Origin of the sequence: Streptomyces hawaiiensis, assembly GCF_004803895.1 — a bacterium.
Classification (GTDB): domain Bacteria; phylum Actinomycetota; class Actinomycetes; order Streptomycetales; family Streptomycetaceae; genus Streptomyces; species Streptomyces hawaiiensis.
Map to the genome: position 1 here is coordinate 1623424 of NZ_CP021978.1, position 23366 is coordinate 1646789.

The following is a 23366-nucleotide window of genomic DNA, read 5'->3' on the forward strand; positions in this document are numbered from 1 at the left end:
TTGCAGGGTACGAACGGGCGGTTGGGCGGGGGGTGTCAGACGAGCGGGCCGTAGAGGCCGGGCCGCCGGTCGAGTAGATACGGGTTGGCCTCGCGCGATACGGCGAGGAAGGCGGGATCGACGTCGGCGAGCACGAGGTCCGCACCGCGTCCGGCACGGGTGCGGGCGACCCCGTCGGGCCCGGCGAGCGTGGACAGCCCCACGAACTCGAACTCGCCCTCCCGGCCGACCCGGTTGACGTACGCGACGTACATCTGGTTCTCGAAGGCGCGCACCGGGATCATCGACTCGGCGACGAACTGGAACGGGTGCATCTGCGCGGTCGGGACGACGAGCAGGTCGGTGCCGGCGAGGGCGTGGGCGCGGACGTTCTCCGGGAACTCCACGTCGTAGCAGATCAGGATGCCGACCCGCAGGCCGTCGAGGTCGGCCTGGACCACCGGCTGGTTCCCGGGCGTGAAGTGGTCGCGCTCGAAGCAGCCGAAGAGGTGCGTCTTGCGGTAGTTCGCGAGCCGGTTGCCGTCGGCGGAGATCAGCTGGGCGGAGTTGAACACGGCGTCGCCCTCGCGCTCGGGGTACGCGTAGGCGATCGCCAGGCGGTGGCTCGTCGCGATCTCGGCGATCGCGTCCGCGCAGTCGCCGTCGGCGGGCTCGGCGAGGCGGCCGATGTCGTCGCCGATCGCGTACCCGGTCAGGAACATCTCCGGCGTCACGAGCAGCCCGGCGCCCGCGGCGGCGGCCCGGCCCGCGGCCTCGTCGAGGACCTTGAGGTTCTCGACGGTGGAGCCGGGGCGGCCGGAGCTCTGGAGCAGGGCGGTGCGCATGCGTGTTCCTCACCGGGCGGAAGGGTGGTTGGAGGGGCCACGTAGACGGTACGGGCGGCTGACCAGGGCGGACAAGAAGGAGCCGTTGCGCGCCGGTGAACGGTTCGTTGCGTGCGTCCGGGGGCGGACGGCGATTCGTTGCGCGCCCTGAGGCGTAGCCCGGCTCCTCCTCGCAGCCCGGGTCTGTCCCCTCTCCCCCGCCGCCCGGCGGAGACGGAGCCCCGCCCGGAGCGCGATGTCCCTTCCCCGCCGGGCCGGGAGAGTTGGGGCTGTCCACCCGACCTGCGGAAAGGAACGAAATGAAGCGCCGTACGAAGATCGTCGTGCTCGGCTCCGCGCTGCTGCTCACCGCCGGAGCGGCCTCGGCCGCCACCGCGTCGAACGCGCCCCGGCAGCGGGAGGCCGCAGCGCTCACCGGCACCGCCGAGCTGTACCGCTCGGCCGGGGACGACATCAGGTTCTCCTTCGACGCTCATCTGGCCGCGAAGGACAAGGCCGACCCGACGAAGGCCACCGGCACCTTCGAGTTCAGCCACTACCTCAACGGCTCCGGCGCCCGGGCCGAGGTCGAGGTCGACTGTCTGGTGACCGGGGGCCAGGTGGCCGTCGTCTCCGGCGTCATCACCGAGTCCGACCTGCCGGGCGCCGAGGGCAAGCGGGTCGGCGTCACCGTCCACGACCTCGGCCGCCACGACCGGCTCGGCTACAGCTGGGCTGCCACGGGCAGCCCCGTCGAGACGAAGGAGCTGCCCCCGTGCGTGAGCTCCGCCCCGTTCGAGCAGGTCAAGAGGGGGACGGGCGACTTCACGGTCGTGCCGTGGCAGCCCGAGCTCTAGCCAGCGCCGCCGCCGTCACCAGATAAGGGATCGCCAGCACCGCGAAGACGGTGCTGTGCGCCATGTCCGTGCCGAGCAGCGCGTACACGCCGAACGTGGCGACCGTGGCCAGCTCGGTGCCCAGGCTCGCCACGGAGGTCAGCGTGGCCCGGCGGGACTCGTCGATGCGGTGCTGGAGACGGGCGTCGGCGAGTACCTCGGCCAGCTGGAACCCGGCGAAGGCGAGGCTGACGAGGGCGATACCGGCCAGGGAGCGGGTCATGGCTCCCACGGCCAGGGCGAGGGCGGCGCCCGCGAGCAGCACCGCGAGCCCGCTGGTGCCGAGGCGTTCGGCCGGTCCGGCCAGGAGGCTGCCGACGGTGACGCCCGCCCAGATCAGCATGATCAGGTAGGGCACCGTCGCCTCGGCCACACCGATGTCCCGGACCAGCAGGGGGGTGTACTCGTCGAGGGCGCCCCACACCGCGGCCACGGCGGGGACCAGCAGCAGGGCGCCGCGCACCTTACGGTCCCCGCGGACCTCGGCGAGTCCGGTCCGCAGGGTCGTCGCCCAGCTCTCGCCGGCGCTCTCGGGCCGCACCCGGTGCTCCGGGAACCGGGTCGCGGTGACGGCGGTCAGCACACAGGCCAGGAAGCTCGCGGCACCGACCGCCGCATATCCGCCCTGGGCGAGGACAGGCCCTGCCAGGCCGATGGAGGCCACGGTGCCCAGCAGGCGCGCGGCCCTGGCCCGGCCCATGACCCGCGCGTACCGGCCGGCGGCATCGAGCCGGTCCAGCTCGTCGTAGACCAGCGCTTCCAGCGCACCGGAGCCGAGGGCGCCGCCCGCGCCCCACAGGACGAAGCCGGCCGCGAAGGCCCCGTACGACGGGACCGCCACCCACAGCGCGAAGCCGGCGGCGGTGAGCAACGGGCCGGTCCAGAGCAGTCTCCGGCGCGACATGGCGTCGGCCCAGACGCCGGAGGGGACCTCCAGCAGCACCGAGGTGAGCGACCAGAGGGCGAACAGGGAGGAGATCTGCCAGAGCGACATCCCGGTGTCGGCGAAGAGCAGCGCGTACACCGGGTAGAGCAGGACGAAGTCGTCGAGGAACGCGTAGCCGTACAGCGTGGTCGTCAGCCGCCGGACACCGGTGGCGGGCACGCGTGCGGGTGAGAGTGTCATGAGGCCTTCCCGGAAGGACGGATCGGACGCCGGAGGTACGGCGTCCGAGGCGGTCCTCGGGAGGCACGGCTGGTGGATCAATGTCGCCAGGTCATGGCACCGATGCTAGGCCTGGCGTACGGATCGGGCCACAGAGTTACGTGGGCGAACCGGAGGAGAAGCGCCGCAGCAGCGGCGAGAGCACGAGCACGGACTTGGTCCGCTCGACGAACGGCTCCCCGGCGATCCGCTCCAGGACCCGTTCGAAGTGGCGCATGTCGGAGGCGAAGACCTGGGCGATCGCGTCCGCGTCCCCGGTGACGGTGGACGCGGCCACGACCTCCTGATAGCGCTCCAGGCCCCGCTGGATGGTCTCCGGGGAGGTGTTCCCGCGGCAGTAGATCTCGACGAACCCCTCGGTCTCCCAGCCGAGGGCGCCCGGGTCCACCCGTACGGTGAAGCCGGTGATGGCTCCGGTGGCCCGCAGCCGGTCCACGCGCCGTTTCACGGCGGGCGCGGAGAGGCCGACGAGCCCGCCGATGTCGGCGTAGGAGCGGCGGGCGTCCTCGGCGAGGGCGTGCACGATGCGTTCGTCGAGATCGTTCAGCACAGTGGGTCGGTCACTTTTCGGATGGCGCGAGTCGGGAACGGCGATAGCCGTACACGAAGTAGAACACGAGCCCGGCGGCCATCCAGACACCGAAGACCACCCAGGTCACGGCGGACAGGCTGCCCATCATCCAGAGGCAGAAGGCGAAGCCCAGCGCGGGCAGGACCGGGGAGAGCGGCACCCGGAAGGTGCGAGGCAGGTCCGGCTTGGTCCGGCGCAGCACCACGACGGCCACGTTGACGAGCGCGAAGGCGAACAGGGTGCCGATGCTGGTGGCGTCGGCGAGCTGCCCGAGCGGGATCGCGGCGGCCAGGACACCGCAGAACAGCGATACGATCAGGGTGTTGGCGCGGGGGGCGCCGGTCTTCGGGTGGACCTTGGCGAACACCTTCGGCACGAGCCCGTCGCGGGACATGGCGAACAGGATGCGGGTCTGGCCGTACAGCACGGTCAGGACCACGCTCGCGATGGCGATGACGGCGCAGAACGCCAGCAGCGTGCCCCAGAAGGTCTGCCCGGTGACCTCGCGCATGATCTGGGCGAGGGCGGCCTCGGAGTCGGTGAAGTTCTTCCAGGGCTTGGCACCGACCGCGACGGCGGCGACCAGGACGTACAGCGCGGTGACGATGACCAGCGACAGCATGATCGCGCGCGGCAGGTCGCGCTGGGCGTTCTTCGCTTCCTCGCCGGCGGTGGAGGCCGCGTCGAAGCCGATGTAGGAGAAGAACAGCGTGGCACCGGCGGCGCTGACACCGGCCATGCCGAGCGGCATGAAGTTGTCGTAGTTGCCGGAGCGGAAGCCCTGGACGCCGATGGCGCAGAACAGCACCAGTGCGGCGATCTTCACGATGACCATGACGGTGTTGGCGCGGGCGGACTCGCGGGCGCCGCCCAGCAGGAACGCCATCGCGAGCAGCACGACGATCAGCGCCGGCAGGTTGAACACGCCCCCGTCACCGGGCGGGGCGGACAGGGCGGCCGGGATGGTGACGCCGATGGTCCCGTCGAGCAGTTCGTTGAGGTATTCGCCCCAGCCGACGGCGACGGCGGCGACCGACACGCCGTACTCCAGGATCAGGCACCAGCCGCATATCCAGGCGATCAGCTCGCCCATCGTTGCGTACGCATACGAGTAGGAGGAGCCGGAGACCGGGATGGTGCCGGCCAGTTCGGCGTAGGACAGGGCCGAGAACAGGGCGGTGAGGCCGGCGATGACGAAGGAGAGCGTGACGGCCGGGCCGGCCTTGGGGACGGCCTCGCCGAGGACGACGAAGATGCCGGTGCCGAGGGTGGCGCCGATGCTGATCATGGTCAGCTGCCACAGTCCGAGGGTGCGGCGCAGCGACCCTCCCTCGCCCTGGCCACCCTCCGCGACCAGGCGTTCCACGGGCTTGCGGCGCATGAGGCGCGCACCGATGCCGGGGGGCGCGGGGGCGGCTGTCTGGCCTGGGTTCTGCGGGGGTGCGCCTTGGTCGAGCACGCGCTGGCTCCTTATCGCTGCCGGTCAGGGCGGCGGGGACCGCGGGCGCCCTTGAGCAGGGACCCACCGAGCGGAGTCCCCGCCACGCCACGTACGAGGCGACAGCCTATGAGCAACGGCGTTGCTGTCGAAATGCAGCAACCTTGCGCATCCCCGCAAGATCATTGCGTTCCCCGGGGCTGGGCGGGTGTTCATTGCACTCAAGGTCCTCGGTCCCGCACTCGGCGAGCTCCATGTGCCGACGGCAGGGCCCTGGCATGCGAAACGGCCCCCGATGTCCCGCGGGGCGGGGCGACGGGGGCCGTTCGAAGAGGCGTCGGGGTCGTCAGCTCCAGCTGGCGTGCAGCGGCTTGCCCTCCGCGTAGCCCGCCGCGCTCTGGATGCCGACGATGGACTTCTCGGCGAACTCCTCCAGGGAGCCGGCACCGGCGTAGGTGCAGGAGGAGCGGACGCCCGCGATGATCGAGTCGATCAGGTCCTCGACGCCCGGGCGGGCCGGGTCGAGGAACATGCGGGAGGTGGAGATGCCCTCCTCGAACAGCGCCTTGCGGGCGCGGTCGTACGCCGACTCCTCCGAGGTGCGGTTGCGCACGGCACGGGCGGAGGCCATGCCGAAGGACTCCTTGTAGGCGCGTCCCTGGGCGTCGTGCTGGAGGTCGCCCGGGGACTCGTAGGTGCCCGCGAACCAGGAGCCGACCATCACGTTGGAGGCACCGGCCGCGAGGGCCATGGCGACGTCACGCGGGTGGCGGACACCGCCGTCGGCCCAGACGTGCTTGCCGTACTTCCTGGCCTCGGCGGCGCATTCCAGGACGGCGGAGAACTGCGGCCGGCCGACGCCGGTCATCATGCGCGTGGTGCACATGGCGCCGGGGCCGACACCGACCTTGACGATGTCCGCGCCCGCCTCGATCAGGTCGCGCACGCCCGCCGCGGCGACCACGTTGCCGGCGACGATCGGCACCTGCGGGTCGAGGTCGCGCACCAGCTTCAATGCGCTGATCATCGACTCCTGGTGGCCGTGGGCCGTGTCGATGACGAGCGCGTCGACCCCCGCGTCCAGCAGCTCCTGGGCCTTGCCCGCGACGTCGCCGTTGATGCCGACGGCGGCGGCGATGCGCAGCCGTCCCTGCGCGTCGGTGGCCGGCGTGTAGAGCGTGGCGCGCAGGGCGCCCTTGCGGGTCAGGATGCCGGCGAGCGTGCCGTCCTTGTGCACGGCCGGGGCGTAGCGGCGGTTGGCGTGGTCGAGGGTGTTGAAGGCCTCGCCCGCGTCCTTGTCCGCGTCGATGAGCAGCAGGTCCCGGGACATGACCTCGGCGAGCTGCGTGAAGCGGTCGACGCCGGAGAGGTCGGAGTCGGTGACCACGCCGATGGGCTTGTGGTTCTCGTCGACGACGACACCGGCGTTGTGCGCACGCTTGGGCAGCAGCCCCAGCGCGTCCGCGACGGTCTGGTGCGGGGACAGGATGATCGGGGTGTCCAGCACCAGGTGCCGGCTCTTCACCCAGGAGACGACGTCGGTGACCACGTCGTTCGGGATGTCCTGCGGTATCACCACGAGGCCGCCGCGGCGGGCCACGGTCTCGGCCATGCGGCGGCCGGCGATGGCGGTCATGTTGGCGACGACGAGCGGGATGGTGGTGCCCGTGCCGTCCGGGGAGCTGAGGTCGACGGCCTGCCGCGAGCCCACCGAGGAGCGGCTCGGCACCATGAAGACGTCGTCGTACGTCAGGTCGTACCCGGGCTGGATGTCATTGAGGAAACGCACGTGCCGCACATCCCAGTCGATCAGAGGTGACCCCCGGACCGGCCGGCCAGGGGGAAAGAGCACGTACTTCATTCTCCCATGACGGGCGCCCCAACCACCCCCAGCGGATCATCCAGGCTGGTCAGGGGGCCTCTCGGAGGATTCTCCAAGGCCGAGGGTCACGAACAGCCCCGGGCCCCGGTCGGTCGCCTCGGCGAAGATCTCCTCGGCGACCTGCCACTCCTCGGGCCGCGTCTCGGCGTACTTCCGCCAGCCCCGGACGACGACCAGCAGGCCCCGCTCCCCTGCCCCCTCGGGCCAGAGGGCGGGGTCGGCCATGGAGTCGGCGAGGGCGTCCCAGTTTCGGCCGAACCAGTCGGGCAGGGCCAGGTCACGGGCGCAGCGGTCCATGAGGCCCGCCTTGTCCGTGACCCCGTCCAGGTCCAGGACGACCACGATCCGGCCCGCCGGGTCGTGCACTGCGTGCGTCTGCCCGGCCACCCGTCAGGCTCCGTCCGGGTCGGACCTGTTGAGCGCTGACTTCGGCGCCGGACCGGCCGTCATCAGGTAGTCCGCGGCCGACGTGTCCGTCACCAGGCTGGTGACGAGCCCGGAGCGCAGCACCGCGTCGATCGCGGGCCCCTTGCGCTGCCCGCCCGCGATCGCGACGACCTCGGGGATCCGGCGGAGCTGATCGGCCTTCACGGTGATGCACCGCTCGCCCAGGTCCCGGCCGATCCGTCGGCCCTCGGCGTCGAAGAGGTGCGCGGACATCTCGGCGGCGACACCGAGGGAGGCGTAGTGCGCGCGCTCCTCGTCACTGAGCATGTCGTGCACCGTGGAGATGCCCCGCTCCCAGGAGCCGATGGAGACACACGCGACGGTGACCTTGTCGAAGTGCTCGAAGGCCCGGGCGATGCCCGTCTGGTTGCGCAGCGCCGTTGCCGTGGCCGCGTCGGGCAGCAGCATCGGGGCGTAGATGGGGTGGGCGTCGCCGCCGGACACCTGGGCGGCGCGGCGCACGGCCTCGACCGAGCCGCGCTCGGCGGTCCCGGCGTCGTACACGCCCGTCAACTGCACCACCGTGCACGGCGGCAGCCGGTCGAGCGCCGCCGCCATGTGGATGGTGGAGCGGCCCCAGGCCAGGCCCAGCACATCACCTTCGTCGACCAGTTCGGCGAGCAGGTCGGCGGCCACCTCTCCCAGGTTCTCGGGGTCGGGCGACTCCTCGGCCTCGGCCGGGGACTCGACCACGACAGCGTGCCTGAGGCCGTAGCGGGCACGGAGCGCGTCCGAGCGATCGGCGTCCAGCTCGGCGGGCACACGGATCTCGATGCGTACGAGATCCCGTTCGAGGGCGGTCTCCAGGACCCGGGCCACCTTGAAGCGGCTGACGCCGAACTCCTCCGCGATCTGGATCTTGGACTTCCCCTCGAGGTAGAAGCGGCGGGCCATGGCCGCCGCCTGCACCAGCTCAGCGGGTCCCATCCGCATGGCTGACCGGCCCGCCGACATACCCGACACGGCGTTCTCCTCACTGCTGTTCACATCTGGATTCGCCGTTCATCCTTGCAGATCCGGCGCGGTTGATCAGCCCTGATGAGAGCCGTTCACTTTGCTGTGGCTCAGTGGTCGCAGGCCCAGGAGGCCTTCGCGGTCGCCGCCTGGGCCTGTGTGCGTAGTGCACGTACCGCCTCGGCCGGGTCGTTTGCCCCGTAGACCGCCGATCCGGCCACGAAGACGTCGGCTCCGGCGTCGGCGCACCGCTCGATCGTGGAAGCGGAAACTCCACCGTCGACCTGGAGCCAGAGCTCCAGTCCGTGCTTGCTGATCAACTCGCGGGTGCGGCGAATCTTCGGAAGCATGATGTCGAGGAAGGCCTGTCCCCCGAAGCCCGGTTCGACCGTCATGATCAGCAGCATGTCGAGCTCGGGGAGCAGGTCCTCGTACGGCTCGATGGGGGTCGCGGGCTTCAGCGCCATGGAGGCGCGGGCGCCCTTGGCACGGATCTCCCGGGCGAGCCTGACCGGGGCGGCGGCGGCCTCGACGTGGAAGGTGACGGAACCCGCCCCCGCTTCCACGTACTGGGGCGCCCAGCGATCGGGGGCCTCGATCATCAGATGGCAGTCCAGCGGGGTGTCCGTCGCACGGGCGAGCGACTCTACGACCGGCACGCCGAGCGTGAGGTTCGGGACGAAATGGTTGTCCATGACGTCGACGTGGAGCCAGTCGGCTCCCTCCACGGCCTTCGCCTCGTCCGCGAGGCGGGCGAAGTCGGCGGAGAGGATGCTGGGGTTGATCTGCGCGGCCATGGCCTAAGACTGCCATGCCGTTCGGGGGTTGTGGGCATCGGTCCCGGGTGGGAATGGTGGGACGTCGGCCGCGGACCGTTGTGGGTCGCTCGCGCAGTCACCCGCGCCTCTTACGGGGCGCTGCCGCCGAGGGGGTCGGTATGAAGCAGGGCATCGCGCATCTCGTCTGCGGGCGGCGGGCCAAGTGGCTCGTGCTGGTCTTCTGGGTGGTCGTCCTGTTCATCGCCGCGCCGTTCGCCATGAAGCTCACCGACGCGCAGGACAACGACGCCGCGTCGTGGCTGCCGGGGTCCGCGGAGTCGACGCAGGTGCTCCAGATCTCCGAGGACTTCCGGCCGGAGCAGATCCCGGCGGTGGTGATCTACGCGCGGGAGAGCGGCCTGACGGCGCAGGACCGTACGGAGATCGCCGAGGACGTCACGCAGCTGAAGCAGTTGCGTGACCACGGCATTCTCGGGGAGCAGACGCGGGGGCCGGTGTTCGACCGGCAGACCGATCCGCGGGCGGCCCAGGTCTTCGTGCCGATCATGATGGACGAGGAGGGCTGGGAGCGGATCTCACCCGCCGTGGAGTCCATCCGGGACGACGTCGGTACGGGCGGCGACGGACTGAGCGTGCACATCACGGGCCCGGGCGGCACTTCCGCGGACTTCGCGGAGGCTTTCGAGGGCATCGACTCGACCCTGCTGCTCTCGGCGATGGTGGTCGTCGTCGTCATGCTGCTCATCACGTACCGCAGCCTGACCCTGCTGCTGGTCCCCCTGGTCGCGGTGGTCTGCGCGCTGTTCACCTCCCAGGCGCTGATCTACCTGCTCGCCGAGCACGGCGGACTGACGGTCAACGGCCAGAGCGCCGGCATCCTCACGGTGCTGGTCTTCGGGGCCGGGACGGACTACGCCCTGCTGCTGGTGGCCCGCTACCGGGAGGAACTGCGCCGCCACGAGGACCGGCACGAGGCGATGGCCCTGGCGCTGCACCGCGCCGGCCCGGCCGTGCTCGCCTCCGGCGCGACGGTCGTGCTGAGCATGCTGGTGCTGCTCGCCGCGGAGATGAACTCCACGAGCGGCCTGGGGCCGGTGGCCGCCATCGGTGTCGCGGTCGCCCTGGTGGCGATGATGAGCCTGTTCCCGGCCCTGCTGGTGATCTTCGGCCGCTGGATCTTCTGGCCGGTGATCCCGCACCACGGCTCGCCCGACCCGACCGATCGCGGCGTCTGGGCCCGCACGGGCCGCCGTATCGCCCGCCGCCCGCGGATGACCTGGATCGTGACGGCGCTCGCGCTGGCGGTCTGCTCGCTGGGCCTGATCCAGTTGCGCGCGGAGGGCATCGGCAACGCGGACGCGTTCACCGGGAAACCGGACTCGATCACCGGGCAGGAGGTCTCGGCGCGCTACTTCCCGGCGGGCAGCGGCGACCCCCTGGTCATCGTCAGCAACCAGGCGCAGGCCGTGCAGGTGGGCCGGACCGTCGCCGCAACGCAGGGCGTGGTCCCCCAGTCCCTCGGTCTGCCGCCCGGCGCGAAACCGGCCTTCGAGGGCAAGGTCCTCTTCGAGGCCACCATGACCGCCCCGGCGGACAGCGAGGCCGCCAAACAGACCGTCGAGCGGGTGCGGGACGCCGTGCACGCGGTGCCCGACGCCGACGCCAAGGTGGGCGGCGGTACGGCGGCCCTGCTCGACGCGGACAAGGCGACCACGCACGACAACAAGCTGATCATCCCGCTGGTGCTGGTGGTCGTCCTGCTGATCCTCTGCGTCCTGCTGTGGGCCCTGATCGCCCCCCTGCTGCTGATCGGGACGGTGATCCTGTCGTTCGCGGCGGCGCTCGGCATCAGCGCGCTCGCGTTCCGGTACGTCTTCGACTACGCGGGCGAGGCGACCGACTTCCCGCTGTTCGTGTTCGTGTTCCTGGTCGCCCTGGGCATCGACTACAACATCTTCCTGACCACCCGCATCCGCGAGGAGGCGGCCCGCCAGGGCACCAGAGCGGGCGTGGTCACCGGCCTGGCCGCCACCGGGGCGGTCATCACCTCCGCCGGCCTGGTCCTGGCCGGCACCTTCGCCGCCCTCGGCACCCTCCCGATGGTCGCCTTCGCCGAGATCGGCTTCACGGTCGCCCTCGGCGTCCTCATCGACACCTTCATCGTCCGCTCGGTCCTGGTGACGTCGCTGTTCCTGGACGTCGGGCCGAAGGTGTGGTGGCCGCACCGGCTGGCGCGCCAGGACGGCGGCGCGTCGGCCCGGGAGAGCGTCGGAGCGGGGGTCAGCCGGTCCGGCGAATGAGCGCGAGGTACATCGCGTCGGTCCCGTGCAGGTGCGGCCACAGCTGCACATCGGGCCCCTCGCCCAGGTCCGGTACGCCGGGCAGCAGCGGCCGGGCGTCGAGCAGGTCGGTGTCCGGGTGCTGCTTGAGCACGTCGGCGACGACGGCCCGGGTCTCGGCGAGGTGCGGCGAGCAGGTCGCGTAGCCCACGACGCCGCCGATCCGTACCGACTCCAGGGCGGTGCGCAGCAGCCCGCGCTGGAGCGGCGCGAAGCCCTCCAGGTCCTCCGGGCGGCGCCGCCAGCGCGCCTCGGGGCGGCGCCGCAGGGCGCCGAGGCCGGTGCACGGCACGTCGACCAGCACCCGGTCGAAGCTGCCGGGCCGCCACGCCGGACGCGTCCCGTCGGCGGCGATCACCTGATAAGGCCCAGGATTGCCGTCCAGCGCCTTCGCGACGAGGCCGGCGCGATGGGTCTGCTTCTCGGAGGCGACCAGCAGGGCGCCCCGCTCGGCGGCCAGCGCGCCGAGCAGCGCCGCCTTGCCGCCGGGCCCCGCGCACCCGTCCAGCCAGCGGCGGTCGGGCCCGTCCAGCGGCGCGTTGGCCAGGGCGATCGCGACGAGCTGGCTGCCCTCGTCCTGCACACCCGCACGGCCGTCGCGCACAGCCGCGATGGCGCCCGGCTCCCCGCCCTCGGTCAGCCGCACGGCATACGGCGACCAGCGCCCCCGCACAGCGGCGTCCTCGTCGAGCAGTTCCTCCGCGGAGGACCGCCCGGGCCGTGCCACGAGGGTCACCTCGGGCCGCTCGTTGTCGGCGCGCAGCAGCTCCTCGACGCCGTCGCGCCCGCCGCCGAGGGAGTCCCACAGCGCGGACACGACCCACCGCGGATGCGAGTGGACGACGGCGAGATGGTCCTCGGGATCCTCGTCGTAGGGCGGTGCGACCCGCTCCAGCCAGCCGTCCAGATCGTCCCGCGCGACCTTGCGCAGCACGGCGTTGACGAACTTGGCCCGCCCGTCGCCGAGCACGACCCGCGCGAGCTCGACGGTCGCGGACACGGCCGCGTGCGTCGGGATCCGCGTGCCGAGCAGCTGGTGCGCGCCGAGGCTGAGCACGTCCAGCACCGGCGGGTCGACCTCCCTGAGCGGCCGGTCCACGCAGGACGCCAGGACCGCGTCGTACGTCCCCTGCCGCCGCAGCGTCCCGTACACCAGCTCGGTGGCGAGCGCCGCGTCCCGGGCGTCGAACGTCTCGGGCCCCTCCTTCTCCCGCGCCTTGCGCAACAGGGGCGGCAGGACGAGGTTGGCGTAGGCGTCCCGCTCGTCCACGGCCCTCAGGGCCTCGAAGGCGATGATGCGGACGGGGTCCTTCTTGGGCCGGCGGTAGGGCTTGCCCGACGTGCGGGCTCGGCGGGGCTGTTCGCTCACGAAAAAGGTGCTCCGGGGGTGAGAAGAAGTGCGCCGTCCAGCCTACGCCGCCGGGAGCGGGGAGGAACCGGCAGCGGGGGGACCGAGCCGCGTCGTCGGCCCCGCCCGGGCTTCAGCCCCCGAGCCGCTCGCCCTCGCCGATCCGCACCCCGCGCGCCCAGTCCGCCGCCCGCATCGGCTTCTTGCCCTGGGCCTGCACCCACAGCAGCTCGACGCCGTACGAGCCGGTGCCCGCGTACACGTTGTTCTTCCCCGCGGCGATCTGCCCGGGGGCCAGGTCCGTGCGGTCGGGCACGGGGGTGACCTGGATGAGCTTGAGCCGCTCCCCGCGGAAGGTGGTCCAGGCGCCGGGGGCCGGGGTGCAGCCCCGCACCATCCGGTCGACGCGCAGGGCGGGCGCGCTCCAGTCCAGGTGCGCGTCCTCGACATTGACCTTCGGGGCGAGGCTGATCCCGTCGGCCGGCTGCTGTACGGCCTTCAGCGTGCCGTCCTCGATGCCGTCCATGGTCGCCGCGAGCAGCCCGGCACCTGCGAACGCCAGCCGTGTCAGCAGGTCCCCGCTGGTGTCGGTGGCCCTGATCTCCTCGGTCACCGTGCCGTACACCGGCCCGGAGTCGAGCCCCTCCTCGATCAGGAAGGTCGACGCCCCGGTGATCTCGTCGCCGGCCATGATGGCGTGCTGCACGGGCGCGGCTCCGCGCCAGGCGGGCAGCAGGGAGAAGTGCAGATTGACCCACCCGTGCGCGGGGATGTCGAGCGCGACCCGGGGCAGCAGCGCTCCGTAGGCGACGACGGGGCAGCAGTCCGGCCCGATCTCCCGCAGCCGCTCCAGGAACTCGGGGTCCTTCGGCTTCGCGGGCTTCAGCACCTCGATCCCGGCCTCCTCCGCCCGGTCGGCGACGGGCGACGCGACGAGCCTGCGTCCACGCCCGGCAGGCGCGTCGGGCCGGGTGACGACGGCGGCCACCTCGTGGCGCCCGGAGGCGAGCAGAGCGTCCAGAGCGGGAACGGCGACCTCGGGTGTACCGGCGAAGACGAGCTTCATGGGGTGGTGGGGGCCTCTCGGGCTGGGGTCGATGACGGGCAGCACACAAGTCTATGAGCCGTGGGACGGTACGCCGCCGACGGCGCTCAGCCCCCGCGGGAGAGCCGGGCGTCCGGACGGACGGTTACGGGCGGTGCGCGGGCGCTGCGCGGCTGGGAGACCAAAGCCGACGGCCGAGGGCCGAGGCGCACACCCCGCGCAAACGGGCGCACGCATATGCCCCCACGCCCCCACACCGTGACCCGTGGAGCGAATCCGCGTTGGTCAAGACAGAGTTGACCACAACGGGCCGCGATCGCGGCCCATTCCTTTCAACGCCGGTTCGAGAGGCTTGTTCATGGCCGACCACGCAACCCACGACGCCCAGGCTCGGGCCAGCCTGCACTTGCTGGTGCGGGACATCGAGCGGGTCCGCCGGCAGGTGGACGCACTGCGCACACTCACCGCCCAGTTGGGCAACGTCTACCGCCCGCGCCGCTCCGGCCCCTCCACGGGCTTCGTCGTCTACGGACGCGCCCCCGCCCCGACGGTACGTCTCGCCCAGGAACTGCGGGACAGTGTCGAGACCCTGGTCACGGCAGCCGTGGACTTCGACCGCTCACTCGGCTTCTCGTGGGACGCGGTGGGCTCCGCGCTCGGCGTCACCAAGCAGGCGGTCCACCGCCGTTACGGCGCCCGCCGGGCCACGGCCCCGCCGGCCACGCCCGAGCCGGAGCGCACGCCGGAGCCGACGCCGACGGGCGGCCGCTCGGTCAATGTGACCACCGGCCTGCCCACGGTGCCGACGGTCCCCGCCGCCCGCTCCATGCCCACGCAGCCGACGGCCGGCAGCCCCGCTCTCCGCGACGAGGCGAGGCCCACGGCTTTCCCGGGCCCGCGCAACGGCTGACTCACGCTCGGATCTGCCCTCCCGGAACACCTTCGGGAGGGCAGCCACGTATCCGGACAACGCCCGGCACCACCCGGCGCCGCTACCGCCGGCCACGGATCAGCAGGGCAGGTCACCCGCGCCGTGGTGCCCGACCCGACGCGCCCGCTCCCGCCGGCCACGGCTCACCCGATGTCGGCCGGATCGACCCGCACCCACACACCGGGGCCGCTTCCACTCCCCCGGGCCATCCGCGCGGCCTGCGCTGCCTTGAGCGCGGCGGCCAGCGCGGCCCCTCTCCCCGGCGGGACCCGCACCAACGCCCGCTCCCACTGCTCACCGGGCGGCGGCGCCCCCGTCCGCCGCGGGCGCCCGGCGGCGGGGACGGGCAACGGCACCGGCCCCAGCACCTCGGCCTCAACCGGCAGTTCGGCCGTGCGGAGGAAGTCGGCCACCGCCTCCGCCGGGCCCGACACGGCCGCCATCCGCGACACCGGCGGAAATCCCAGCTCGGCCCGCTCGGCGAGTTCCCGCACCGCGTGACCGACGGGGTCCCACCGGACGAGTGCCTGCACGGGCCGCAGCGTCGGCTCGGCCACGACCACCACCGTGCCGCCGCCCGACTGCGGCCGGACGAGGGACGCGGCCGCGATCCACCGCCGCAGCGCATCCTCCCCGGCCCGCAGATCGGGCCGCCCGACCATGGCCCACCCGTCCAGCAGCAGCGCCGCCGCGTACCCGCCCTCGGCGACGGGCTCGGCCCCCGGCGTGCTCACGACCAGCGCGGGCGCCCCCGGCACCGTGTCGAGCACGTGTTCCCGCCCCGAGGTGCGTACCGGTACGGCGGGGAAGGCCCGGCCGAGTTCCTCGGCGGTCCGCCGCGCTCCGACGACCGAGGCGCGCAGGCGGAAGGAACCGCACTCCGGGCAGTGCCAGCCGCTCTCCTCGCGTCCGCACCACCCGCAGTTCAGGGAGCCGCCGTCCGGCGCCTCCAGCGGCCCGGAGCAGTGCCGGCACCGCGCGGGCGCCCGGCAGCCGGCACAGGCCATGCGCGGCACGTACCCCCTGCGGGGCACCTGCACCAGCACCGGGCCGTGCCGCAGGCCGTCCCTGACCGCCTGCCAGGCGAGAGTCGGCAGCCGGGCGGCCCGGGCGGCCTCGTCCCGGGCGAGATCCTGGTCTCCGACGGTCCGGACGAGCGGAGCGGCTGCCCGCACCTGGTCCCGGCCGGCGAGGAGCGGCCGTGCCCAGCCGCTCTCGACGAGCTGCGCGGCCTCCACCGTGCAGCCCCAGCCCCCCAGCAGGAAGCCGCACTTGTCCTGGGCGGCCCGCAGCAGGAGCACCTCGCGGGCGTGGGGCTGCGGGGCGTGCTGCTCACTGTGGCTGTCGTCGCCGTCGTCCCAGAGGGCGACCAGGCCGAGGTCCTGGACCGGCGCGAACATCGCGGCCCGGGTCCCGATCACGGCCCGTACGGAACCGCGCCGCACCGCGAGCCACTGCGCGTACCGCTTCTCGGGGCCGGCGTCGGCGGTGAGCACCGCATGCCGCCCCTCCCCCAGCAGGGAGGTCAGGGCGGCGTCGACCCGGGCGACCGCGCGTCCGTCGGGCAGGACGGCGAGCGCCCCACGCCCGGAGGCCAGCGTCGCCGCGACGGCCCGGGCCAGCTCTTCGCTCCACTGCGGCCCGGGCAGCGCGTTCCACACGGCCCGGGGCGCTCCACCGGAGGCCAGCGACTCCACGAAGGCCGCGCCCCGCTCGTACCGCTGCCAGGATCCCGCCTCGGGCGCCGGGGGCGGTGGCAGCGGCTCGGGTGAGCGCCGCTGCTCGGCTCGTGCGTTGCGCGGCGGTACGGCGAGCTGCAGGACGTCGGCGAGGCTGCCCGCGTACCGGTCGGCGACCGCCCGGGCCAGACCCAGCAGTTCCTCGCTCAGCACCTGCTCGGGCGACACGACCTGGGCGAGGGCGGCCAGCGGCCCGGAGTAGTCGGACTCGGCCAGCCGCTCGACGAGGAACCCGTCGATCAGCCCGCCCCCCTCGCGCCGCCCTCCCCGCACGCGATGCCGCCCGGCCCCGAAGCGCACCCGCACCCGCACACCCGGCTGGGCGTCCGCGTCCAGCTCCTCGGGCACGGCGTAGTCGAAGTACCGGTCGAGATGCAGGACGCCCTTGTCGACGAGGACGCGCGCGACGGGCAGCTCCTCGGCGAGCGCGGCCCCCCGCCAGGTCCGGGGCTTGGCCCGGGGCGTCTTGGCCTTGCGCACACTGTCCCGGATGAGCGCGAGCTGCTCGGGCGGCGCACCGTCGGCCCCGCCGCCCGTCTGTTCGTTCTCGCTGCTCACGCTTGCATTCTTACCAAACACCACTGACAACCGGCGCCGCCCGGTAGGCGCCGCCGGGACACGGCAAGGCCCGGCCCCCGAGGGGGCCGGGCCTCACGATGGCGGGACTTACAGCCCGGCGGCCTTGCGCAGCGCGTCCACGCGGTCCGTCCGCTCCCAGGTGAACTCGGGCAGCTCGCGGCCGAAGTGGCCGTACGCCGCGGTCTGGGAGTAGATCGGGCGAAGCAGGTCGAGGTCGCGGATGATGGCGGCCGGACGGAGGTCGAAGACCTCGTCGATCGCCTTCTCGATCTTCTCCGTGTCGATCTTGGCGGTGCCGAAGGTCTCGACGAACAGGCCGACCGGCTCGGCCTTGCCGATCGCGTACGCGACCTGGACCTCGCAGCGGGTGGCGAGGCCCGCGGCCACCACGTTCTTCGCGACCCAGCGCATCGCGTACGCCGCGGAACGGTCGACCTTGGACGGGTCCTTGCCGGAGAACGCGCCACCGCCGTGACGGGCCATGCCGCCGTAGGTGTCGATGATGATCTTGCGACCGGTCAGGCCGGCGTCGCCCATCGGGCCGCCGATCTCGAAACGGCCGGTCGGGTTGACCAGGAGACGGTAGTTCTCCGTGTCGAGCTTGATGCCCTCGTCCAGCAGCGCCTTCAGCTCCGGCTCGACGACGAACTCCTTGATGTCCGGAGCCAGGAGCGAGTCCAGGTCGATGTCGGAGGCGTGCTGGGAGGAGACGACGACGGTGTCCAGACGGACCGCCTTGTCACCGTCGTACTCGATGGTGACCTGCGTCTTGCCGTCCGGGCGCAGGTAGGGGATCGTGCCGTTCTTGCGCACGTCGGACAGACGCTTCGACAGGCGGTGCGCCAGGAAGATCGGCAGCGGCATCAGCGTCGGCGTCTCGTCCGTCGCATAGCCGAACATCAGGCCCTGGTCGCCCGCACCCTGCTTGTCGAGCTCGTCGTCGTCGCCCTCCACCCGGGTCTCGTACGCCGTGTCCACGCCCTGGGCGATGTCCGGGGACTGCGCGCCGATCGACACCGACACGCCGCAGGAGGCGCCGTCGAAGCCCTTCTTGGAGGAGTCGTAGCCGATCTCGAGGATCTTGCTCCGGACCAGCGTCGCGATGTCCGCGTACGTCTTGGTCGTGACCTCGCCGGCCACGTGCACCAGGCCGGTCGTGATCAGGGTCTCGACGGCGACCCGGGAGGACGGGTCCTCACGCAGGAGCGCGTCGAGAATGGTGTCGCTGATCTGGTCAGCGATCTTGTCGGGGTGACCCTCGGTCACGGACTCCGAGGTGAACAGACGACGGGACACAACGCTCCCTGGGGTTGCAGCGGCTGCTGGCTGATCATTGGCGGACGGCGGGGGCTGCACCCGGCGCCGTCCGTGGAACAGTTTACGGGTCACGCTTCGGCCACGGTCCCCCGTCTCGCCACTCGGGAGTGCTGTGACCTGCGGCACGGGCATTCTGCCCAATGCCGAGCGGCGTTGGCCAGAGGCGCCACGCCCCGATCCGCCCGCTTTCGAGGGGGTACGCGGCGACTGCGACATCAGCGGAGGCGCTCGGCGACCAGGTCCCATACGGTTTCGGCCAGGGCTTCCTTGGGGCCGTGCGCCACCGCGGTCTCGCTGCCGTCGGCGCCGAGCACGACCGCCTCGTTCTCCTCGGAACCGAAGGTCTTGCGCTCCCCCACCTCGTTCACCACCAGCAGATCGCAGCCCTTGCGCTTGAGCTTCGTGCGGCCGTTGGCGAGGACGTCGTCCGTCTCCGCGGCGAAACCGACGATCACCTGTCCGGCGCGGCCACGGGTCGCGGAGATCTCCGCGAGAATGTCCGGATTCCGCACCAGAGTGATCGGCTCCGGTTCCTGGCCGTCCTTCTTCTTTATCTTCCCTGCCGCGTACGCCGCCGGGCGGAAGTCCGCCACCGCGGCCGCCATCACCACGGCGTCGGCCTCGGGGGCGGCCCGCAGCACCGCCTCACGCAGTTGCACGGCGGTGCCGACCGGTACGACGTCCACCCCCGCCGGGGCCGGCAGGGTGCTGTTGGCCGCGATCAGCGTGACCCGGGCGCCGCGGGCGGCGGCGGTGCGGGCGAGGGCATAGCCCTGCTTGCCGGAGGAGCGGTTGCCGAGGAACCGGACGGGGTCCAGGGGCTCGCGGGTGCCGCCGGCACTCACGACGACATGCCGGCCCACGAGGTCCGGCTCCCTCACGCCCCGGGCCAGCACGCGGCGGCAGACCTCGAAGATCTCGCCCGGGTCGGGCAGCCGGCCCTTGCCGGTGTCGACGCCGGTGAGGCGGCCCACGGCCGGCTCGATGACCAGGGCGCCGCGGCGGCGCAGCGTCGCCACGTTCTCCTGGGTGGCCGGGTGCTCCCACATCTCCGTGTGCATGGCGGGGGCGAAGACGACCGGGCAGCGGGCGGTGAGGAGCGTGTTGGTGAGGAGGTCGTCGGCGAGGCCGTGGGCGGCCTTGGCGAGCATGTCGGCGGTGGCCGGGGCGACGACGACCAGGTCCGCGTGCTGCCCGATGCGGACGTGCGGAACCTCGTGCACGTCGTCCCAGACCTCGGTGGAGACCGGGTTGCCGGAGAGCGCGGACCAGGTGGCGGCACCGACGAAGTGCAGCGCGGAGGCGGTGGGCACCACGCGCACGTCGTGGCCCGACTCCGTCAGCCGCCGCAGCAGCTCACAGGCCTTGTACGCGGCGATGCCTCCGCTGACCCCCAGAACGACCTTCGGCTTGTCCACGTCTCTCCCCGGACCTCGGCAACCGGCACACCGTACGACTCCATGACACACCACAGGCCCGGCAGTCGGCCTGCCGGGCCTGTGGATAAGTCAACGTCAAGCTGTAGATCCTACTTACTGCGCCGGACCCTCGACGGCCTCGGACGTCAGGAGCCCCGCGTTGATCTCGCGGAGGGCGATCGAGAGCGGCTTCTCGTGGACGTGAGTGTCGACGAGAGGACCGACGTACTCGAGGAGACCCTCGCCGAGCTGCGAGTAGTACGCGTTGATCTGGCGGGCACGCTTGGCCGCGTAGATCACGAGGCTGTACTTCGAGTCGGTGGCCTCGAGGAGCTCGTCGATCGGCGGGTTGATGATGCCCTCGGGCGCGGAGATGGAAGAGGACACGCTCTACCTTCCGATGGATGGGAAAGAACTTGTCGGGGTGATCAGCAGACCGGAACGATCAGCAATGGTCACACCACGTCCACCAAGGCTAGCAGCTCGCGCGCCACGTCCTCGACGGAGGTGTTGACCAGGGTGGTGTCGAACTCCGGCTCGGCCGCGAGTTCGATCTTCGCCGCCTCGAGCCGGCGCTCGATCACCTCGGGCGGTTCGGTGCCCCGCCCGGTGAGTCTGCGCACGAGCTCCTCCCAGGAGGGAGGAGCCAGGAACACCAGCTGGGCCTCGGGCATCGACTCCCGGACCAGGCGAGCGCCCTGCAGGTCGATCTCCAGGAGTACGGGCTCGCCGTTCTCCAGGCGCTCCTGCACGGCCGCACGCGGCGTGCCGTAGCGGTTGCCGGCGAACTCGGCCCACTCCAGCAGTTCCCCGTTGGCGATCAGCTTGTCCATCTCGTCGTCGGAGACGAAGAAGTAGTGGACTCCGTGCTGCTCGCCGGGGCGTGGCCTGCGGGTCGTCGCCGACACGGAGAGCCAGACCTCGGGGTGTTCCTTGCGCATATGGGCGACGACCGTGCTCTTGCCGACCCCGGAGGGGCCGGAGAGCACGGTCAGCCGCGGACGTACGTCCGGGGGCACGGGGGTCGTCCCCCGGGGTGTTGCAGCCATGCAGCGATTATCCAGCAATCCCGGAGTGCCCGGGACTCGCTTCCCCGGAGTGCCCGGTTCAGGAGCCGGTGCTGCCGAACTCGCGCTCCAGGGAGGCGATCTGGTTGGAACCGAGACCACGCACGCGGCGGCTCTCGGAGATGCCGAGTCGCTCCATGATCTGCTTGGCGCGGACCTTGCCCACGCCGGGCAGCGACTCCAGGAGGGCGGAGACCTTCATCTTGCCGATGACGTCGTTCTCCTGGCCCTGCTTGATGACCTCGTGAAGGGAGGCGCCGGAGTGCTTGAGTCGATTCTTGACCTCGGCCCGCTCCCGGCGAGCCGCGGCGGCCTTTTCGAGCGCGGCTGCGCGCTGTTCAGGGGTAAGGGGCGGAAGAGCCACGCCTACGTCACCTCGGATGTCGAACTGTCGGATACGGACCGGTGAGGAACCTAGTCGCCCCACACCTGGGGAGCTACGAGCAACACGCTTGCCCGTTCTCCCCCACTACCTAATGGGTGCGGGAGGTGCCCCCACCCGTCGGAGACTAGCGGGCAAGTCCGCCAGAGTCAGCGAGAACAGCGGAAAAGTCCTGGTCAGCCTTCATCTGAACGGACATCTAGGACATACTGCCCCGGATTTGAGGATGTATTCAGACTCAAGCGGGTCCCGGGCCACCCATCGGAGGTCTCGCGACAAGGTCTGGACCGCCTCACGAGGCCGTCACGGTGTGACGGATCTCCTCCGCGAAGCGCTCCGCGGCGTCACGCAGAGCGACCGTGTCGGGACCGTGGCGTAGCACTCCCCGGCTGACGTTCGGCACGACGTTGCGCACCGCCGTCCCGAAGACCCCGGGAAGATCGGCCGGCGTGGCCCCCTGGGCGCCGATGCCGGGCGCGAGGAGCGGGCCGTTGATGTCCAGGTCGTACGTCGACAGATCACCGAGGGTGGCGCCGACGACCGCGCCGAAGGATCCCAGCGGCTCCTCCCCCGCGTTCTCGGCGGCCAGATGCGCGAGCATCGTCGCTCCGACGTTCCGGCCGTCGGAACGCACGGCGTGCTGGACCTCGCCGCCCTCCGGGTTGGAGGTCAGCGCCAGCACGAACAGGCCCGCGCCGCTCTCCCGGGCCAGTGCGACGGCCGGGCTGAGCGAGCCGTAGCCGAGGTACGGCGAGACCGTCAGCGCGTCGGAGAACAGCGGGGCGTCCTTGTGCAGGAAGGACTCGGCGTAGGCGGCCATGGTGGAGCCGATGTCGCCGCGCTTGGCGTCCATCACGACCAGCGCGCCGGCCGCCCGGGCCTCGGCGACCGACTTCTCCAGTACGGCGACGCCACGCGAGCCGAAACGCTCGAAGAACGCGCTCTGCGGCTTGAGCACGGCGACCCGGTCGGCCACCGCCTCCACCACCGTGCGGCTGAACCGCTCCAGGCCCGCCACGTCGTCGTTCAGGCCCCACTCGGCGAGCAGGGAGGCGTGCGGGTCGATGCCGACGCACAGCGGGCCGCGCTCGTCCATGGCCCGGCGCAGGCGCGCGCCGAAGGGTTCGAGACCACTCATGCCGTCTTCCTCACGTCGGCGCCCACCGCGTCGGCGAGCGTGGCATAGGGGCTCGTGGCCAGACGTGCGGCGAGCCCCTTGTGGATGGTGCGGCCCCAGAAGGGCCCCTCGTAGATGAAGGCGCTGTAGCCCTGGACCAGCGTGGCACCGGCCAGGATGCGCTGCCAGGCGTCCTCGGCGTTCTCGATGCCGCCGACGCCCACCAGGGTGATCCGGTCGCCCACGCGCGCGTAGAGGCGCCTCAGGACCTCCAGAGAGCGTTCCTTCAGGGGCGCCCCGGACAGGCCGCCGGTCTCCTTGACCAGGCAGGGGTCGGACTTCAGGCCGAGGCCGTCGCGCGCGATGGTGGTGTTCGTGGCGATGATGCCGTCCAGGCCGAGTTCCACGGCGAGGTCGGCGACGGCGTCGACGTCCTCGTCGGCGAGGTCCGGCGCGATCTTGACCAGGAGCGGGACGCGCCGCGCGGACACCGTGCGGTCGGCGGCCTCCCGGACGGCGGTCAGCAACGGACGGAGCGCCTCGGTGGCCTGGAGGTCGCGCAGACCGGGCGTGTTCGGGGAGGAGACGTTGACCACCAGGTAGTCGGCGTAGGGCGCGAGCCGCTCGGCGGACTTCACGTAGTCCGCGACGGCCTCCTCCTCCGGTACCACCTTGGTCTTGCCGATGTTGACGCCGACGACCGGCTTGAAGACGGGCGTACGGGAGGCCAGGCGGGCGGCGACGCGGAGCGAGCCGTCGTTGTTGAAGCCCATGCGGTTGATCAGCGCCCGGTCCTTGACCAGGCGGAACAGCCGCTGCTTGGGGTTTCCGGGCTGCGGTTCGCCGGTCACCGTGCCGATCTCGACGTGGTCGAAGCCGAGCATGGCCATGCCGTCGATGCCGACGGCGTTCTTGTCGAAGCCCGCGGCGAGCCCGAAGGGGCCGTGCATGCGCAGCCCGAGGGCCTCGGTGCGCAGCTCCCTGTGGCGGGGCGCGAGGGCGGCAGCGAGGAAGGTGCGCAGCACGGGCACGCGGGCGGCCAGGCGGATCCAGCGGAAGGCCAGGTGGTGGGCCTGCTCCGGGTCCAGCCGCTTGAAGACGAGACGGAAGAAGATCTTGTACATGGGTGTCCTCACGAAGACATGGCGT

21 protein-coding genes are annotated in these 23366 nt (G+C 72.0%); 3 read left to right on the forward strand and 18 right to left on the reverse strand.

Annotated elements, in window-relative coordinates; genetic code table 11:
- Positions 1–35: 35 nt before the first annotated feature.
- Positions 36–824 carry a carbon-nitrogen hydrolase family protein gene (locus CEB94_RS07485; RefSeq protein ID WP_175431413.1) on the reverse strand — a complete coding sequence of 263 codons (789 nt, stop codon included), beginning with the start codon at positions 822–824 and terminating at the stop codon, positions 36–38.
- Positions 825–1123: 299 nt separating this feature from the next.
- Between CEB94_RS07485 and CEB94_RS07490 the strand changes: the two genes are divergently transcribed.
- Positions 1124–1660, forward strand: coding sequence for a Repetin (locus tag CEB94_RS07490; protein ID WP_175431414.1), 537 nt, complete (start codon positions 1124–1126; stop codon positions 1658–1660).
- On the opposite strand, the gene CEB94_RS07495 is transcribed toward CEB94_RS07490, so the two are convergent.
- The 7 genes from CEB94_RS07495 to rpe form a co-directional block, all read right to left on the reverse strand.
- Positions 1629–2825, reverse strand: a complete 1197-nt coding sequence (locus CEB94_RS07495) for an MFS transporter (RefSeq protein WP_175431415.1) — start codon at positions 2823–2825, stop codon at positions 1629–1631. The genes CEB94_RS07490 and CEB94_RS07495 overlap by 32 nt on opposite strands.
- Before the next feature lie 136 nt (positions 2826–2961).
- Positions 2962–3414 (reverse strand): Lrp/AsnC family transcriptional regulator, encoded by a 453-nt coding sequence (locus tag CEB94_RS07500; RefSeq protein WP_031138916.1) that lies wholly within the window; start codon positions 3412–3414, stop codon positions 2962–2964.
- A 10-nt stretch (positions 3415–3424) separates the two neighbouring features.
- Positions 3425–4894: an amino acid permease gene (locus CEB94_RS07505; protein ID WP_175431416.1), complete on the reverse strand. Its 1470-nt coding sequence runs from the start codon at positions 4892–4894 to the stop codon at positions 3425–3427.
- 325 nt (positions 4895–5219) lie between these two features.
- Positions 5220–6662 (reverse strand): GuaB1 family IMP dehydrogenase-related protein, encoded by a 1443-nt coding sequence (locus tag CEB94_RS07510; RefSeq protein WP_175431417.1) that lies wholly within the window; start codon positions 6660–6662, stop codon positions 5220–5222.
- A gap of 108 nt (positions 6663–6770) precedes the next feature.
- Positions 6771–7142 carry a barstar family protein gene (locus tag CEB94_RS07515; protein WP_175431418.1) on the reverse strand — a complete coding sequence of 124 codons (372 nt, stop codon included), beginning with the start codon at positions 7140–7142 and terminating at the stop codon, positions 6771–6773.
- Positions 7143–7145: 3 nt separating this feature from the next.
- Positions 7146–8189 (reverse strand): sugar-binding transcriptional regulator, encoded by a 1044-nt coding sequence (locus CEB94_RS07520; protein ID WP_175431419.1) that lies wholly within the window; start codon positions 8187–8189, stop codon positions 7146–7148.
- A gap of 77 nt (positions 8190–8266) precedes the next feature.
- Positions 8267–8953 carry a ribulose-phosphate 3-epimerase gene (gene rpe, locus CEB94_RS07525; RefSeq protein WP_175431420.1) on the reverse strand — a complete coding sequence of 229 codons (687 nt, stop codon included), beginning with the start codon at positions 8951–8953 and terminating at the stop codon, positions 8267–8269.
- 140 nt (positions 8954–9093) lie between these two features.
- Between rpe and CEB94_RS07530 the strand changes: the two genes are divergently transcribed.
- Positions 9094–11235: an MMPL family transporter gene (locus CEB94_RS07530; protein WP_175431421.1), complete on the forward strand. Its 2142-nt coding sequence runs from the start codon at positions 9094–9096 to the stop codon at positions 11233–11235.
- Here CEB94_RS07530 and CEB94_RS07535 read toward each other — a convergent pair.
- Together CEB94_RS07535 and fmt are read right to left on the reverse strand one after the other, a co-directional pair.
- Complete coding sequence (locus CEB94_RS07535) at positions 11216–12643, reverse strand: RsmB/NOP family class I SAM-dependent RNA methyltransferase (RefSeq protein ID WP_175431422.1); 1428 nt, start codon at positions 12641–12643, stop codon at positions 11216–11218. The genes CEB94_RS07530 and CEB94_RS07535 overlap by 20 nt on opposite strands.
- Before the next feature lie 112 nt (positions 12644–12755).
- The gene (fmt, locus tag CEB94_RS07540; protein WP_175431423.1) at positions 12756–13688 is read right to left on the reverse strand and encodes a methionyl-tRNA formyltransferase; all 933 of its coding nucleotides are present in this window, start codon (positions 13686–13688) and stop codon (positions 12756–12758) included.
- A 337-nt stretch (positions 13689–14025) separates the two neighbouring features.
- Between fmt and CEB94_RS07545 the strand changes: the two genes are divergently transcribed.
- Positions 14026–14577 carry a hypothetical protein gene (locus CEB94_RS07545; RefSeq protein ID WP_175431424.1) on the forward strand — a complete coding sequence of 184 codons (552 nt, stop codon included), beginning with the start codon at positions 14026–14028 and terminating at the stop codon, positions 14575–14577.
- A 164-nt stretch (positions 14578–14741) separates the two neighbouring features.
- On the opposite strand, the gene CEB94_RS07550 is transcribed toward CEB94_RS07545, so the two are convergent.
- The 8 genes from CEB94_RS07550 to CEB94_RS07585 form a co-directional block, all read right to left on the reverse strand.
- The gene (locus CEB94_RS07550; protein ID WP_175431425.1) at positions 14742–16895 is read right to left on the reverse strand and encodes a primosomal protein N'; all 2154 of its coding nucleotides are present in this window, start codon (positions 16893–16895) and stop codon (positions 14742–14744) included.
- A 108-nt stretch (positions 16896–17003) separates the two neighbouring features.
- Complete coding sequence (gene metK / locus CEB94_RS07555; protein ID WP_175431426.1) at positions 17004–18212, reverse strand: methionine adenosyltransferase; 1209 nt, start codon at positions 18210–18212, stop codon at positions 17004–17006.
- Between the two features lie 236 nt (positions 18213–18448).
- Complete coding sequence (gene coaBC / locus CEB94_RS07560; RefSeq protein ID WP_175431427.1) at positions 18449–19651, reverse strand: bifunctional phosphopantothenoylcysteine decarboxylase/phosphopantothenate--cysteine ligase CoaBC; 1203 nt, start codon at positions 19649–19651, stop codon at positions 18449–18451.
- A gap of 114 nt (positions 19652–19765) precedes the next feature.
- On the reverse strand, positions 19766–20038 hold the full coding sequence (gene rpoZ, locus CEB94_RS07565) for a DNA-directed RNA polymerase subunit omega (RefSeq protein WP_003988945.1): 273 nt from the start codon (positions 20036–20038) through the stop codon (positions 19766–19768).
- A 68-nt stretch (positions 20039–20106) separates the two neighbouring features.
- Entirely contained in the window at positions 20107–20700 is a 594-nt protein-coding gene (gene gmk, locus CEB94_RS07570) for a guanylate kinase (protein ID WP_175431428.1), read from the reverse strand.
- Between the two features lie 58 nt (positions 20701–20758).
- Complete coding sequence (locus CEB94_RS07575) at positions 20759–21082, reverse strand: integration host factor (RefSeq protein WP_003977346.1); 324 nt, start codon at positions 21080–21082, stop codon at positions 20759–20761.
- Between the two features lie 310 nt (positions 21083–21392).
- A complete protein-coding gene (gene pyrF / locus CEB94_RS07580; RefSeq protein WP_175431429.1) occupies positions 21393–22238 on the reverse strand; it encodes an orotidine-5'-phosphate decarboxylase in 846 nt (281 codons plus the stop codon).
- Positions 22235–23341, reverse strand: coding sequence for a quinone-dependent dihydroorotate dehydrogenase (locus tag CEB94_RS07585; RefSeq protein ID WP_175436927.1), 1107 nt, complete (start codon positions 23339–23341; stop codon positions 22235–22237). Before CEB94_RS07585 ends, pyrF begins: the two co-directional genes overlap by 4 nt.
- Positions 23342–23366 lie beyond the last annotated feature (25 nt).

Bases quoted from the DNA above. Each gene is read 5' to 3' on its own strand.
- pyrF (WP_175431429.1), bottom strand. From the start codon at position 22,238: ATGAGTGGTCTCGAACCCTTCGGCGCGCGCCTGCGCCGGGCCATGGAC.
- CEB94_RS07585 (WP_175436927.1), bottom strand. From the start codon at position 23,341: ATGTACAAGATCTTCTTCCGTCTCGTCTTCAAGCGGCTGGACCCGGAG.
- CEB94_RS07495 (WP_175431415.1), bottom strand. From the start codon at position 2,825: ATGACACTCTCACCCGCACGCGTGCCCGCCACCGGTGTCCGGCGGCTG.
- CEB94_RS07530 (WP_175431421.1), top strand. From the start codon at position 9,094: ATGAAGCAGGGCATCGCGCATCTCGTCTGCGGGCGGCGGGCCAAGTGG.
- CEB94_RS07490 (WP_175431414.1), top strand. From the start codon at position 1,124: ATGAAGCGCCGTACGAAGATCGTCGTGCTCGGCTCCGCGCTGCTGCTC.
- CEB94_RS07545 (WP_175431424.1), top strand. From the start codon at position 14,026: ATGGCCGACCACGCAACCCACGACGCCCAGGCTCGGGCCAGCCTGCAC.
- CEB94_RS07485 (WP_175431413.1), bottom strand. From the start codon at position 824: ATGCGCACCGCCCTGCTCCAGAGCTCCGGCCGCCCCGGCTCCACCGTC.
- gmk (WP_175431428.1), bottom strand. From the start codon at position 20,700: ATGGCTGCAACACCCCGGGGGACGACCCCCGTGCCCCCGGACGTACGT.
- rpe (WP_175431420.1), bottom strand. From the start codon at position 8,953: ATGGCCGCGCAGATCAACCCCAGCATCCTCTCCGCCGACTTCGCCCGC.
- fmt (WP_175431423.1), bottom strand. From the start codon at position 13,688: ATGAAGCTCGTCTTCGCCGGTACACCCGAGGTCGCCGTTCCCGCTCTG.